Here is a 13,419-nt window from a genome sequence, read left to right on the forward strand (position 1 = left end):
GAGCTCAGGGAGCTCAAGGAGCGCAGGGAGCTGAAGGAGCGCAGGGAGCTGAAGGAGCGCAAGCAGCTCAAGGCGCACGGAGCTCAACGAGCTCAAGGAGCACACACGGAGCGCACAAAGCACACAGGGCGTGCACGGCGCGCACGCAGCGCTCACGGAGCGGACGGCGTCCGGGGAGCCCAGAGGTGGGTCAGTGGCCCGCGTCCTCCCAGGTGCGGCCCACGCCGACCGAGACCTCCAGCGGCAGCCGCAGGTGGTAGGCGGCGTTCATCTGGTCGCAGACGAGCTGCCTGAGCGCCTCCAGCTCGCCGGGCGCCACCTCGAACACTAGCTCGTCGTGGACCTGGAGCAGCATCCGCGAGGCCAGGCCCTCCTCGGCGATGGCCTGGCGGACGTGCAGCATGGCGACCTTGATGATGTCGGCCGCCGAGCCCTGGATGGGGGCGTTGAGCGCCATCCGCTCGGCCATCTCCCGGCGCTGGCGGTTGTCGCTGGTCAGGTCGGGGAGGTAGCGGCGGCGGCCCATGATGGTCTCGGTGTAGCCGTCGGTGCGCGCCTGGCGGACGATGTCCTGCAGGAAGTCGCGTACGCCGCCGAACTCCTGGAAGTACTCCTCCTTGAGCGCCCGTGCCTCGGCCACCGGGATGTTGAGCTGGGTGGACAGCCCGAAGTCGGACAGCCCGTAGGCCAGGCCGTAGTTCATCGCCTTGATGCGCGCCCGCAGCTCGCCGTCGACCTGCTCCGGCGGCAGCCCGAAGACGCGCGCCGCGGTGGCCTGGTGGAAGTCGTGGCCCGACTGGAAGGCCGCGATCAGTGACTCGTCGCCGGACAGGTGCGCCATGATGCGCAGCTCGATCTGGCTGTAGTCGGCGGTGAGCAGCGTCTCGTAGCCCTCCCCCACCACGAAGCCCTGCCGGATGCGGCGGCCCTCGGCGGTGCGGATCGGGATGTTCTGGAGGTTGGGCTTCTCCGACGACAGCCGGCCGGTGGCGGCGATGATCTGGTTGAAGGTGGTGTGGATGCGCCCGTCGTCGGCGATCTCCTTGATGAGCCCCTCGACGGTGGTGCGCAGCTTCTGCTGGTCGCGGTGGCGCAGCATGATCGTGGGCAGCTCGTGCTCGGTCTGCGTGACGAGCCAGGCGAGCTGGTCGGCGTCCGTGCTGTAGCCGGTCTTGATCTTCTTGGTCTTGGGAAGGTTGAGCCGGACGAAGAGGATCTCCTGGAGCTGCTTGGGCGAGCCGAGGTTGAACTGCTCGCCGACGACCCGGTGGGCCTCCTCGGTGGCGTGCTTGACCGCGGCGCCGAACTCGGCCTCCAGGCCGGTGAAGTACGCGCTGTCGACGGCGATGCCGGCCCGCTCCATCTCGGCCAGCACGGTCACCAGCGGCAGCTCCACGTCGGCCAGCAGCTGGGTGCCGCCGCGCCCGGCCAGGAAGCCCTCCAGGGCCTCGGCCAGCTCGCGCACGGCGTGGGCGCGCAGCGCGAGGTCCTTGGCCGGGGCGTCCTCGTCGTCGCCGAACAGCGCGGCCTGCCCGCCGGGCTCCTCCTCGGCCCGCAGGTCGCGGTTGAGGTAGCGGCGGGCGAGGTCCTCCAGGGTGAACGTGCGCTGCCCCGGCATGGCGAGATAGGCGGCCAGGGCGGTGTCGCAGGAGAGCCCCCGCAGGGCCATGCCCTGCGCCCACAGGGCGAGGATCGGCCCCTTGGCGTCGTGGACGGCCTTGGGCCGGCTCTCGTCCTCCAGCCAGGCGCGCAGCGCGCTCTCGTCGGCCTCGGTGAGCTTGACCGGGTCGATGTGGGCGGCCGTGCCGTCGGGCGAGGCCACCGCGATGGCGTCGATGCGGCCGGTGCCGCGGCCGTAGGCGCCGCGGAAGGCGAGGCCGGCGCGGCCCGCGGGCATCGCGGCCAGCCAGCCGGCCACCCGGTCGGGGCCGAGGATGACGGTCTCGACCTCGAAGCCCTGGTCGGGCTCGCGCTCGCCGGTGCCGAGCGTCTTGAAGACGCGCTCGCGCAGCTCGCCGCGGATCTGCAGGGTGTCGAAGAGCTTGTTGACCTCCTCGCGCTCCCAGACGCCCTGCTTGAGGTCGGTCAGCTCGACCTCCAGGGGCACGTCGCGCAGCAGCTCGGTGAGCCGGCGGTTCATGAGGACCTGGGCGACGTGCTCGCGCAGCTTGTCGCCCACCTTGCCCTTGACCTCGTCGACCCGGTCGACCAGCGCCGTCAGGGAGCCGAACTCGCGCACCCACTTGGCCGCGGTCTTCTCCCCCACGCTCGGGATGCTGAGCAGGTTGTCGCTGGGGTCGCCGCGCAGCGCCGCGAAGTCGGGGTACTGGACGGGCGTCAGGCCGTACTTCTCCTCGACGGCCTCCGGCGTGAAGCGGGTCATGTCGCTGATGCCGCGCCGGGTCATGAGGACGGTGACGCGCTCGTCGACGAGCTGGAGGGCGTCGCGGTCGCCGGTGACGACGAGGACGTTCATGCCCTCGGCGGAGGCGCGCGTGGCCAGCGTGGCGATCAGGTCGTCGGCCTCGAAGCCGGCCTTGGACAGGTGCGGGATGCGCAGCGTGTCGAGCAGCTCGTAGATGAGCTGCATCTGACCGCGGAAGTCCTCCGGGGTCTCGCTCCGGTTGGCCTTGTACGCGGAGTACTCCTCGTGCCGGAACGTGGGCTCGGACCGGTCGAAGGCCACGGCCACGTGCGAGGGCTGCTCGTCGCGCAAAATGTTGGTCAGCATCGACGTGAACCCGTAGACCGCCTCGGTGTGCTGACCATCGGTGGTCATCAGGTTGGCGTCCTTCAGCGCGTAGAAGGCGCGGTAGGCCAAGGAGTGCCCGTCGAGCAGCAGCAGGCACGGTCGGCTGGGGGTCACTTCAACTTTCGCCACACCCGCAGCCTAGTCTGCGACTGCGACAGAAAACCCGAGCTCTGAAGACAGCCGGAAAGACTGGAGGCCTCCTCTTGACGCAGACGGACCCCGCCGAGTCGGCGCAGGCGGCCCCCGCCGGGCCCGCGCAGGCGGACCCCGCCGGGATCGGCATGTTCACCGCGGTCCACGAAGGGACGCTCCCCCACCGCATGGGCATCGAGTTCGTCGAGGCCGCCCCGGAGCGGGTCGTGGGCCGCATGCCGGTGGAGGGCAACACGCAGCCGTACGGGCTGCTGCACGGCGGCGCGTCCGCGGTGCTGGCCGAGACGCTCGGCTCGGTGGGCGCGGCGCTCCACGCGGGCCCGGAGCGCATCGCGGTCGGCATCGAGATCAACGCCACCCACCACCGCTCCGCCACCTCCGGCCACGTGACGGGCGTGGCGACGCGGCTGCACGGCGGCCGGACGCTGGCGACGTACCACATCGAGATCACCGACGACCAGGGACGACTCGTCTGCACGTCTCGTTTGACCTGCATGTTGCGCGATCGTTGAACGCCACGCGCTCACGTCTCCCTTTGCGCAGGGGGCCCGTGGGTCGCTACCGTTGTGCCAGAGCAGAGCCCGCAGGGGTGACCGAGTAGATAACGTGTGAGGCCGGGGAAGCCCCGCACGGTCCCAAAGGTCACCCCTCGGGCTCGTTCTCGTCACGGGCCCGGAGGCCCGGTCCGCGGCCCCGCCCCACGCGGCGATGTGTCACCGTCCCGTCGCACGGCGCGCGTCACGTTAACGGCTATTCACCACTTGACCTGCTACGTTGTTTGCTCACGCCTGCGACACGCACATGTCACTAATTGGTGACGGACGATAGTAAGGCACTCCTTCCCGCAATAAGCTCCCGCAACAGCATCCAGTTGTGCCTGCGATGCGCGCGTGTCGAGATGGAGGGGCACCCACCCCACCTTGACCTATAGAGGGAGCACCATTGCGCAGAGCCGTGATCGCGTTCACGGCCTTTCTGAGTGGACTCGTCCTCCTGCTCACCGCCCCGGCCCACGCGGCCACGGCGGACCAGGGCCTGAGAGGGACACTCACATTCCAAGGCCAGCCAGTGAACGGCGTGAAGATCGTCGTGACCACCGAGAGCGGACAACCCGTGGCGGCGGTCACCAGTAACGCGCAAGGTACGTGGCAGGTGCCGGTGGACAAGCCCGGCAGATACAAGGTCACGCTGGATGTCGCCACGCTGCCCAAGAACGCGGCGGTCCGGGGCGGGAGCAACGTCCGCACCCTGAGCGTGTACGAGGGCAACATGTCCACCGCCCTGTTCGCGCTGCAGGCCAAGGGAGCTCCCGGGCAGCCCGCGGAGGACGAGGCCGGCGAGAGCGGCTTCTGGACGCAGGCGGCGCAGCTCGCCTTCGAGGGCCTCAACCTGGGCCTCATCATCGCGCTCGCGGCGCTCGGCCTCTCGCTCATCTACGGCACCACCGGCCTGACCAACTTCGCGCACGGCGAGCTGGTCACGCTCGGCGCCATCCTGGCCTACGCCGTCAACGTCGGCATGGGCCTGCACCTCATCCCCGCCGCGGTGATCGCGGTGATCCTCGCGGGCGGTCTCGGCTACGCGCAGGACAGGTTCTTCTGGGGACAGCTGCGCAAGCGGGGCACCGGCACCATCGCCATGATGATCATCTCGATCGGCGTGGCGCTCTTCCTGCGGTACGTCTTCCTCATCTTCTTCGGCGGCCAGAGCGAGGCGTACGCCCAGTACACCGCCCAGCCCGGCATCGAGATCGGGCCGATCTCGGCGGCGCCCAAGAACTTCGTCGCCATGGGCATCGAGCTGCTCGTCCTCGTCGTGGTCGGCTTCGCGCTGCTGCGCACCCGCACCGGCAAGGCGGCGCGCGCCGTCGCCGACAACCCGGCGCTGGCCTCCTCCTCGGGCATCAACGTCGACCGGGTCATCCGCATCATCTGGACCATGGGCGGCGCCATCGCCGCGCTGGCCGGCGTCATGCTCGGCCTGTCGCAGAACCTGAAGTACACGATGGGCCAGGACATCCTGCTGCTCATCTTCGCCGGCGTCACGCTCGGCGGTCTCGGCACCGCGTTCGGCGCGCTCGTCGGCTCGCTCATCGTCGGCCTGTTCATCCAGCTGTCCACCCTGTGGGTGCCGCCGGAACTCAAGAGCGTCGGCGCGCTGGCCGTGCTCATCATCGTGCTCCTCTTCCGGCCGCAGGGCATCCTGGGCCGCCGAGAGCGGATCGGCTGACGGGGGGAACCATGGACTGGGTAACGATCATCTCCACCACCGTCAAGGCCGCCGTAGGCGTCGAGACGGTGCTCTACGCGCTCGCCGCCATCGGCATCAACGTCCACTTCGGGTACACGGGCCTGCTGAACTTCGGGCAGTCGGCGTTCATGGCCGTGGCCGGCTACGGCCTGGCGGTCACCGTCACCGTGCTCGGCCTGCCCTTCTGGATCGGCATCGGCGTCGGCCTGCTGGCCGCGGTCCTGCTCGCCGTCGTCCTCGGCATCCCGACACTGCGCCTGCGCGCCGACTACCTGGCCATCGTCACCATCGCCGCGGCCGAGATCATCCGGCTCGTCTTCCGGTCGGTGGCGTTCAAGGACGTCTTCGGCGGCTCCGACGGCCAGCGCGGCTTCTCCGAGGGCTTCTACGCGCTCAACCCGCTCCCCGAGGGGGACTACGGCTTCGGCTGGTTCACCTTCAACCACCGGGTGACCTGGGTGCTGCTGGTCGGCTGGGTGCTCATCGGCCTGTCCTGCCTCATCGTGTACCTGCTGATGAAGAGCCCGTGGGGCCGGGTGCTCAAGGCCATCCGCGAGGACGAGGACGCGGTGCGCAGCCTCGGCAAGAACATCTTCTCGTACAAGATGCAGTCGCTGATCCTGGGCGGCGTCATCGGCTCGCTGGGCGGCTTCATCTACGGCCTGGCGTTCGCCTCGGTGCAGCCCGACATCTTCGGCACCGAGACCACCTTCTTCGCCTACACGATCGTCATCCTCGGCGGCGCGGCGCGCGTCCTCGGCCCCGTCGTCGGCTCGATGATCTTCTGGGTGCTGCTGGTCCTGGTCAACGGCTTGCTCAGCGGCGCGGTCGAGGCGGGTTACCTGCCCTTCATGGAGCCCACCCAGGTGGGCCCCGTCCGCTTCCTCCTGGTCGGCGTGGGACTCGTCCTCTTGCTCGTCTACCGGCCACAGGGCATCTTCGGGGACAAGAGGGAGATTGCAATCGATGCACGCTGAAACCCATGCCGACGGCGGCGCCGGCACCGTGACGGCGGCGACCGCCCGCAAGTCCGAGGCCCAGGCCGCGTTCAAGGACCTCGCCCGCGACCCGGGCGTCCCCAAGCCCGACCCGATCCTCGTGATCGACAAGGTGGTGCGCCGCTTCGGCGGCCTGACCGCCGTCGAGGTGGAGCACGTCGAGATCCAGCGCGGCTCCATCACCGCGCTGATCGGCCCCAACGGCGCGGGCAAGACGACCTTCTTCAACCAGCTCACCGGCTTCGACACCGCGGACTCCGGCCAGTGGACGTTCAACGGCCGCGCGATGAACGGCGTGCCCGCCCACAAGGTGGCGCGCGCCGGCATGGTCCGCACCTTCCAGCTCACCAAGGCCCTGTCGCGGCTCACGGTGATGGAGAACATGCGCCTGGGCGCCCAGCAGCAGAAGGGCGAGGGCTTCTTCCGCGCGCTCGTGCCGAGCCTCTGGCGCGCGCAGGAGGACGAGATCACCGAGCGGGCCGAGGAGCTGCTCGCCAGGTTCAAGCTCGACGCCAAGCGCGACGACTTCGCCGGCTCGCTGTCGGGCGGCCAGCGCAAGCTGCTGGAGATGGCCCGCGCGCTCATGGTCCAGCCGGAGCTGGTCATGCTCGACGAGCCGATGGCCGGCGTCAACCCGGCGCTCACCCAGTCGCTGCTCGGCCACGTGAAGAACCTGCGCGAGCAGGGCATGACCGTGCTGTTCGTCGAGCACGACATGGACATGGTGCGCGACATCAGCGACTGGGTCATCGTCATGGCCCAGGGCTCGGTGATCGCCGAGGGGCCGCCGGACACCATCATGTCCGACCCGCGCGTCATCGACGCCTACCTGGGCGCGCACCACGACGCGCCGCTCTCGGAGACGGAGCTGGAGGAGCAGCTCCAGCAGGCTGAGGCGGCGCTCGAGGCCGAGATCGAGGAGGAGACTCAGAAGTGAACACCGTCCCCGAGTCCCCCGAGCCCGAGCAGACCGCTCAGGAGGCCCCCCACAGCGCCGCCACGTCCACCGTGACGGCATCGGAGCCCGAGGCGTCCCAGCAGGCGGTCACCGACCGCAGCGCCCATCTGAGGGGCGCGGAGAGCGCCGTGCTGCGCTGCGACGAGCTGATCGCCGGCTACCTGCCGGGCGTCAACATCCTCAACGGCTCCGACCTGTACGTCGGCGACGGCGAGCTGATCGGCATCATCGGCCCGAACGGCGCCGGCAAGTCGACGCTGCTCAAGGCCATGTTCGGGCTCGTCAACATCCGCAGCGGCACGGTGCTGCTGAAGGGTGAGGACATCACCAACATGAAGGCGCACCAGCTGGTCTCGCGCGGCGTGGGCTACGTCCCGCAGACCAACAACGTCTTCCCCAGCCTCACCATCGAGGAGAACCTGGAGATGGGCGCCTTCCAGGTGCCCGGCAAGTTCAAGGAGCGCTTCGAGTTCGTCGCCGAGCTGTTCCCGGCCCTCAAGGAGCGGCGCAAGCAGCGCGCCGGCTCCCTGTCGGGCGGCGAGCGGCAGATGGTGGCCATGGCGCGGGCGCTCATGACCGAGCCGTCGGTGCTGCTGCTCGACGAGCCGTCGGCCGGCCTGTCGCCCAAGCTGCAGGACCTGGTGTTCATCCAGGCCCAGCAGATCAACAAGGCGGGCGTCACGGTCGTCATGGTCGAGCAGAACGCCCGGCGCTGCCTGCAGATCTGCCACCGCGGCTACGTCCTCGACCAGGGCCGCAACGCCTACACCGGCACCGGCCGGCAGCTCGCCAACGACCCCAAGGTGATCGAGCTCTACCTCGGCACCCTGGCCAAGGCGTAACGCACGTAACGGTTTCTCACGTACGACGGCGGAGGGGCTCCCCTGGGGGCCCCTCCGCCGTTTTAATGACTTTGTGCCGAATGACGTCGTGTTCAAGGACGCAGTGTTCAAGGACGCCGTGCGACGAGTCGCCGCGACCGCGCTGCTCGTGCCGCTCCTGTCGATCGTCGCCGCCTGCCAGCACACGCCCGCCGCCTCGGCCGGCAGGTACAGCACGGGCGGCGACCCCACCGACGACCCGTGCGCGCGGGTCGTGTCCGCCATCGGCTACGCCGACCTCCTGCTGAAGCCCCGGGGCCAGGAGGACGACCAGTACTTCGAGGACGCCGTGCTGGGCCGCCTGGCCGAGGCCCGGGGCATCACCCTGCAGTACGGCCCCGCCCTGCCCGACTCGCTGGCGCCCGCCGTACGGGACGTCGAGACGGCGACGGCGGGCCTGTCCAGGGCGGACGTGCCCCGCCCGCGGAAGGTGACGCTGCTGAAGCAGTACCGGGCCGCCGCCGACCGGATCAAGACCGGCTGCGCGTAGTCCCTCACCGGGGGCCGGGCGCCGAAGAGGGCCCGGTCCGAGCGGACCGGGCCCTCTTCGTGGCTCACGCGTATCGTCAGCCGGCGATGTTGCCGGTGCGGTACTCGAGCGCCTTGGTGGCGTACTTGTTGTTGTCGCCGTACTGGTAGATGCCGATCGTGGCGACCGCGGGGTCACCGGCGTCGTTGAACTCGACCGGGCCGCTGACACCCTCGTAGTCGATGTCCTTGCCGGCCTTCAGCAGCTCGACGCACGACTTGAAGTCGTTGCACTTCTCGCCGCCCTTGCTGACCTCGGCCAGCTTCTTGGCGATGTCGCCGCCCGCGTCGCTCTTGGCGGCCTCGGCGGCCAGCGCGAGCAGGTTGGTCGCGTCGTACGACTCGGGGCCGTAGCTGAAGTCCTGGAGCTTGGGGTTGATGGTCGTGAGCTTCTTCTGGAACTCCTCCGGAGCCGCGGCTCCCGGGATCGTCCCCTTCACGCCGGTCAGGGTGCCCTTGGGCATCTTCGCGTAGTTGGTGTTGGAGGTGTTGCCGTCGACCATGTACCACTTGTGCTTGCTGGCCGGCATGCCCTGCTTGATCAGCTCCTGCACGACCTTGGCGGTCTCCTCGAAGCCGATGAGCACGATGGCCTTCGGGTTCTTGGCCTTGATCTTCGCCACGTCGGCGGAGAAGTCGGCGGCCTTGGGGTCGTAGTCGACGCGCTCGACGACCTGGCCACCCGAGTCGGTGACGGTCTTGGAGACCTGGTCGGCCAGGCCCGTGCCGTACGAGTCCTGCATCGCGAGGATGCCGACCGTGTCGTTGCCGTCCGCCACCACGAGGTCGCCCAACACGCGGCCCTGCAGCTTGTCCGGCGGGGACGTCCGGAAGTAGAGGCCCTTGTCCTCGATGGTGGTGAACTTGTCAGAGGTGTTGGCGGGCGAGAACTGGATCACGCCGGCACCCGTGATCTTGTCGATCACCGACTCCGACACCGACGAGGACGCCGCGCCGATGATGGCGTCGGCCTTCTGCGCCAGCAGCTTGTCCACGGACTGCGAGGCGATGTTGGTGGTCGTGTCGCCCGAGTCGGTGTCGTACTTGACCACCGGCTTGCCCAGCACGCCGCCGGCCTCGTTGATCTCCTTGATCGCCGCGTCCACGCCCGCGATCTCAGGCGGGCCGAGGAAGGCCAGCGAGCCCGTCTGCGGCAGTAGCGTGCCAAGCGTGAGCGTGCCGTCACCCTTAGCCGCGGGGGCCGCGGAGGACGGCGCCGCCGCGGACTCGGACGGCTGAGTGGCGGTGTCGCTGCCACCACCGCAAGCCGTAAGAGCGAGGCTGGCGGCAGCAGCAACAGCCAGCGCCCGCCCCACGGGAGCAATGCGGACCATGAAGTGTCTCCTTCATCTGCAGGCCGGGATCGGTCAGCACCGCCGACGTTCCCGATCGAATGACGGAAACGTACAAAACCACCATGGCCTGGAACCAGATGCCGCCCTGAACTGTCGGCACTTGGATGCGGAGTCGTAATCAGTCCTCAACTTACGAGAGCCGCTCAAGGTTGCCTAATGTGCGAGAAGTGAAGCACATTAGGGTCCCCCTGGTCATGGTGGTCATGCTGTCGGGTTGCGGTGGCCCCGGCGAGCCGGCCGAACCCTCGTCGCGACCACCCTATGGGGTCTCCGTCTCCCTGGCCCAATGGCGCTCCGACGAGCCCGCCCACGCCCTGGAGGTCGCTGTCCGCAATACCACGGACACACCGGTGTATTTCGCAGATGTCCAGCTGATCTCGCCGTCATTCAAAATCCTTCCCCCGGAAAGCAAGGACGCCACCATCGGTCACACGGAGCGCACCGACCTCCGCATTCCCTACGGTGAGGCGAACTGCTCGCCCAAGGGGCTGCCCGAGGTGCGGCCCGCCACGGTCCTGGCGCGCGTCCGCACCGGCTCGGAGCCGCTGCGCAGGGTGGTCTTCCCGGTGCCGCACCCGGACCCGCTGCTGGCCAGGCTGCTGCACGACGAGTGCTCGGCGTTCCTGGTCAGGCAGGCGGCCGACATCGCGTTCGGGCCGGTGTGGAAGCGGGACGGCGACCTCATGCGCGGCACCCTCGTGCTGACCAGGCGGGGCGCCGGCAAGGTGGCGGTCGGCTCGGTCGACGGCACGACGCACTACATGGTCACGCCGGCGCGGGGGTCCAAGCCGCTGGTGGTGCTGGAGGCGGGCGCCACGAGGGCCGAGGCGCCCGTCGCGCTGTCGCCCGGCCGGTGCGACCCGCACGCGTTCGCCGAGGCCAAGAAGGCGTTCCTGTTCCCCGTACGGGCCTCGGTGGACGGCGGCGAGGAGCGCGTGGTCATCGTGCAGCCGCCGGCGGACCGCCAGAAGCAGCTGATCGACTACGCGCTCCAGGTGTGCGGCCTGAAGAAGTGACCCGGGGCCGGCTCAGGACCGGGTGGCGGCGTCGTCGATGACGATCTGCGCGACCTCGCGCATGCTCAGCCTGCGGTCCATGGACGCCTTCTGGATCCAGCGGAACGCCTGCGGCTCGCTCCACCCGTGGGCCGCCATGAGCAGCCCCTTGGCCCGCTCGACCAGCTTGCGGGTCTCCAGCCGCTCGGAGAGGCTGGAGACCTCCGCGCTCAGCGCCACCATCTCCTCGTGCCGGCTGACGGCCATCTCGATGGCGGGCACGAGGTCGGCCTTGGTGAACGGCTTGACGAGGTAGGCCATGGCCCCGGCGTCCCTGGCCCGCTCGACCAGGTCTCGCTGGGAGAAGGCGGTCAGGATGAGGCAGGGCGCGATCCGGTCGGCCGCGATCCGCTCGGCGGCGGAGATGCCGTCCAGGACGGGCATCTTGACGTCGAGGATGACCAGGTCGGGCTTGAGCTCGGCGGCCAGCCTGATGGCCTGCTCACCGTCGCCGGCCTCCCCGACGACGACGTAGCCGTCCTCCTCGAGCATCTCCTTGAGATCGAGGCGGATCAGTGCCTCGTCTTCCGCGATCACCACTCGCCGCTGCGTACTCACGAGCAGAAGAGTACAGATGTCCGCTAGATTAGAGCCACGTCGGTGCTGGCCGGCCGCCGAGTTGGGCTACGCTTTGGCCGTGCGAGACGAATGATCTGGACTTGTCCGGATTCTTGCCTCGGTATCCCAATTGGCAGAGGAAGCGGATTCAAAACCCGCGCAGTGTGGGTTCGAGTCCCACCCGAGGCACCCTGACGAACCGCTCGGCCGATCATGCCGGGCGGTTCCGTCGTTCCGGGCGGGGCTCCCCCGAGCTGTGACCGCCCGCGTTGTCGACTTCCACAGTGGCGGGCTCCGTGCCGGGCTGGTGTCCACGGCTGCCCATGTCCCGGTAAAACCTTGCGGAGACGTACCCGTATGGGCCTTTTGTGGCTTGCGGGGCATGCGTAGGGATTGGGGCGAGCGGTGATGTAGCAGGCAGGAGGTGGGGCCGATGGCGCTCAGCGAGGCGGAGCGGCAGGCTTTCCTGGCCGGAGCGCACATCGCCGCGCTGTCGGTGGAGGCCGGGACCGAGCGGGCGCCGCTGACCGTGCCCGTCTGGTACGCCTACAGCCCCGGCGGCGAGGTGTGGTTCCTCACCGGCGGCGACTCGGCCAAGGCGAGGCTGATCGGCAAGGCCGGCCGTTTCTCGCTGCTGGTCCAGCGCGCCAGCCCGACCTACCGGTACGTCTCGGTCGAGGGGCCCGTCGTCGGCTCCGGCCCCACGACCCTGGACGATCTCACCCTGATCGCCGCCCGGTACCTGCCGGCCGAGGCGCTGCCCGGCTACGTGGGCGGCTCGGACACGCGGGCGCTGGTGACGTTCCGGATGCGGCCCGAACGATGGCTGTCCGCCGATCTCGGCGCCGTGTGAGCCCCCTCGGCCGTCACCGGGGCCCGCCGGTGTCCCCCGAGTCCGCCGCGCCCCTCCGGGTGACGGTATTTTGAGGCGCGTGACTGCTATCGACCCCACCGTGACCGGCGCGTACGGCATCGGCCTGGCCACTCTCGCCGCCGACGGCACCGTTCTCGACACCTGGTTCCCGGCTCCGGAGCTGGGCGAGCCGCCCGCCGCCGGCACCGAGCGGCTCGACGCCGCCGAGGCGGGCGAGCTCGCCTCCCTCGTCGGGCCCGACCCGTTGCGGGGCGTGGAGGTGGTGGCGGTGCGGACCGGCATCGCCAAGCTCTCCGAGCCGCCCGCGGACGCGCACGACGCCTACCTCAGGCTGCACCTGCTGTCGGCCCGCCTGGTCAGGCCGCACGGGCTCAACCTCGACGGGCTGTTCGGCGTGCTGGCGAACGTCGCCTGGACCAACCACGGGCCGTGCGCCGTGGAGGGCTTCGAGCAGACGCGGCTGCGGCTGCGGGCCAGGGGGCCGGTCACGGTGTACGGGGTGGACAAGTTCCCGCGGATGGTCGACTACGTGCTGCCGGCGGGGGTCCGCATCGCCGACGCCGACCGGGTGCGGCTCGGCGCGCACCTGGCCGCCGGCACGACGGTGATGCACGAGGGCTTCGTGAACTTCAACGCCGGCACGCTGGGCGCCTCCATGGTGGAGGGCCGCATCTCGGCCGGCGTGGTCGTCGGCGACGGCTCGGACGTGGGCGGCGGCGCGTCGATCATGGGCACCCTGTCGGGCGGCGGCAAGGAGGTCATCTCCATCGGCGAGCGCTGCCTGCTGGGCGCCAACGCCGGGGTCGGGATCTCGCTGGGCGACGACTGCGTGGTGGAGGCGGGCCTGTACGTGACGGCCGGCACCAAGGTGGGCCTGCCGGACGGTCGCGTGGTCAAGGCCAGGGAGCTGTCGGGCGGCGCCGGGCTGCTGCTGCGCAGGAACTCGCAGACGGGCGCGGTCGAGGCCGTGCCGCGCACGGGCCGGGGCATCGAGCTGAACGCCGCCCTGCACGCGAACTGACGCTCGCCGGCGGCCGGGCCCGCGTGGCCCGGCCCC

Annotated in this window: 12 protein-coding genes and 1 tRNA gene; 10 read left to right on the forward strand and 3 right to left on the reverse strand. The window is 69.9% G+C overall.

The genetic code is table 11. The features are described from left to right. Nucleotides 1-190: 190 nt before the first annotated feature. Entirely contained in the window at nucleotides 191-2,881 is a 2,691-nt protein-coding gene (gene polA / locus ACIBG4_RS02520) for a DNA polymerase I (protein ID WP_397200350.1), read from the reverse strand. A 152-nt stretch (nucleotides 2,882-3,033) separates the two neighbouring features. On the opposite strand from polA, the gene ACIBG4_RS02525 reads away from it, so the two are divergent. The 6 genes from ACIBG4_RS02525 (at nucleotide 3,034) to ACIBG4_RS02550 (ending at nucleotide 8,482) form a co-directional block, all read left to right on the forward strand. Next, the gene (locus ACIBG4_RS02525; protein WP_310709484.1) at nucleotides 3,034-3,417 is read left to right on the forward strand and encodes a hotdog fold thioesterase; all 384 of its coding nucleotides are present in this window, start codon (nucleotides 3,034-3,036) and stop codon (nucleotides 3,415-3,417) included. 565 nt (nucleotides 3,418-3,982) lie between these two features. Next, nucleotides 3,983-5,134, forward strand: a complete 1,152-nt coding sequence (locus tag ACIBG4_RS02530; RefSeq protein WP_397200351.1) for a branched-chain amino acid ABC transporter permease — start codon at nucleotides 3,983-3,985, stop codon at nucleotides 5,132-5,134. A gap of 11 nt (nucleotides 5,135-5,145) precedes the next feature. Next, the gene (locus ACIBG4_RS02535) at nucleotides 5,146-6,132 is read left to right on the forward strand and encodes a branched-chain amino acid ABC transporter permease (protein ID WP_355436950.1); all 987 of its coding nucleotides are present in this window, start codon (nucleotides 5,146-5,148) and stop codon (nucleotides 6,130-6,132) included. Further along, a complete protein-coding gene (locus ACIBG4_RS02540; RefSeq protein ID WP_355436948.1) occupies nucleotides 6,122-7,090 on the forward strand; it encodes an ABC transporter ATP-binding protein in 969 nt (322 codons plus the stop codon). The genes ACIBG4_RS02535 and ACIBG4_RS02540 overlap by 11 nt, the downstream gene beginning before the upstream one ends. Continuing rightward, entirely contained in the window at nucleotides 7,087-7,953 is an 867-nt protein-coding gene (locus ACIBG4_RS02545) for an ABC transporter ATP-binding protein (RefSeq protein ID WP_397200352.1), read from the forward strand. Before ACIBG4_RS02540 ends, ACIBG4_RS02545 begins: the two co-directional genes overlap by 4 nt. An 88-nt stretch (nucleotides 7,954-8,041) precedes the next feature. Further along, nucleotides 8,042-8,482, forward strand: coding sequence for a hypothetical protein (locus tag ACIBG4_RS02550; RefSeq protein ID WP_397200353.1), 441 nt, complete (start codon nucleotides 8,042-8,044; stop codon nucleotides 8,480-8,482). A gap of 76 nt (nucleotides 8,483-8,558) precedes the next feature. On the opposite strand, the gene ACIBG4_RS02555 is transcribed toward ACIBG4_RS02550, so the two are convergent. Next, nucleotides 8,559-9,854 (reverse strand): ABC transporter substrate-binding protein, encoded by a 1,296-nt coding sequence (locus ACIBG4_RS02555; protein WP_310709240.1) that lies wholly within the window; start codon nucleotides 9,852-9,854, stop codon nucleotides 8,559-8,561. Nucleotides 9,855-10,225: 371 nt separating this feature from the next. Here ACIBG4_RS02555 and ACIBG4_RS02560 point away from each other — a divergent pair, with 371 nt between their 5' ends. Next, the gene (locus ACIBG4_RS02560) at nucleotides 10,226-10,891 is read left to right on the forward strand and encodes a hypothetical protein (protein WP_310709241.1); all 666 of its coding nucleotides are present in this window, start codon (nucleotides 10,226-10,228) and stop codon (nucleotides 10,889-10,891) included. Nucleotides 10,892-10,903: 12 nt separating this feature from the next. Here ACIBG4_RS02560 and ACIBG4_RS02565 read toward each other — a convergent pair whose 3' ends face one another. Next, entirely contained in the window at nucleotides 10,904-11,488 is a 585-nt protein-coding gene (locus tag ACIBG4_RS02565; protein WP_310709242.1) for a response regulator, read from the reverse strand. Nucleotides 11,489-11,603: 115 nt separating this feature from the next. Between ACIBG4_RS02565 and ACIBG4_RS02570 the strand changes: the two genes are divergently transcribed. From ACIBG4_RS02570 to dapD, 3 genes are all read left to right on the forward strand, one after another. After that, a tRNA-Leu gene (locus ACIBG4_RS02570) sits at nucleotides 11,604-11,677 on the forward strand. A 244-nt stretch (nucleotides 11,678-11,921) separates the two neighbouring features. Continuing rightward, nucleotides 11,922-12,341, forward strand: coding sequence for a pyridoxamine 5'-phosphate oxidase family protein (locus tag ACIBG4_RS02575; protein WP_397200354.1), 420 nt, complete (start codon nucleotides 11,922-11,924; stop codon nucleotides 12,339-12,341). A 79-nt stretch (nucleotides 12,342-12,420) separates the two neighbouring features. Then, nucleotides 12,421-13,383: a 2,3,4,5-tetrahydropyridine-2,6-dicarboxylate N-succinyltransferase gene (dapD, locus tag ACIBG4_RS02580; protein ID WP_310709246.1), complete on the forward strand. Its 963-nt coding sequence runs from the start codon at nucleotides 12,421-12,423 to the stop codon at nucleotides 13,381-13,383. Nucleotides 13,384-13,419 lie beyond the last annotated feature (36 nt).

It is taken from the genome of Nonomuraea sp. NPDC050383, assembly GCF_044459125.1.
Classification (GTDB): domain Bacteria; phylum Actinomycetota; class Actinomycetes; order Streptosporangiales; family Streptosporangiaceae; genus Nonomuraea.

Coding starts and splice junctions, on each gene's coding strand:
- ACIBG4_RS02525 (WP_310709484.1), top strand. CDS start 3,034: ATGTTCACCGCGGTCCACGAAGGGACGCTCCCCCACCGCATGGGCATC.
- ACIBG4_RS02535 (WP_355436950.1), top strand. CDS start 5,146: ATGGACTGGGTAACGATCATCTCCACCACCGTCAAGGCCGCCGTAGGC.
- ACIBG4_RS02540 (WP_355436948.1), top strand. CDS start 6,122: ATGCACGCTGAAACCCATGCCGACGGCGGCGCCGGCACCGTGACGGCG.
- ACIBG4_RS02555 (WP_310709240.1), bottom strand. CDS start 9,854: ATGGTCCGCATTGCTCCCGTGGGGCGGGCGCTGGCTGTTGCTGCTGCC.
- ACIBG4_RS02575 (WP_397200354.1), top strand. CDS start 11,922: ATGGCGCTCAGCGAGGCGGAGCGGCAGGCTTTCCTGGCCGGAGCGCAC.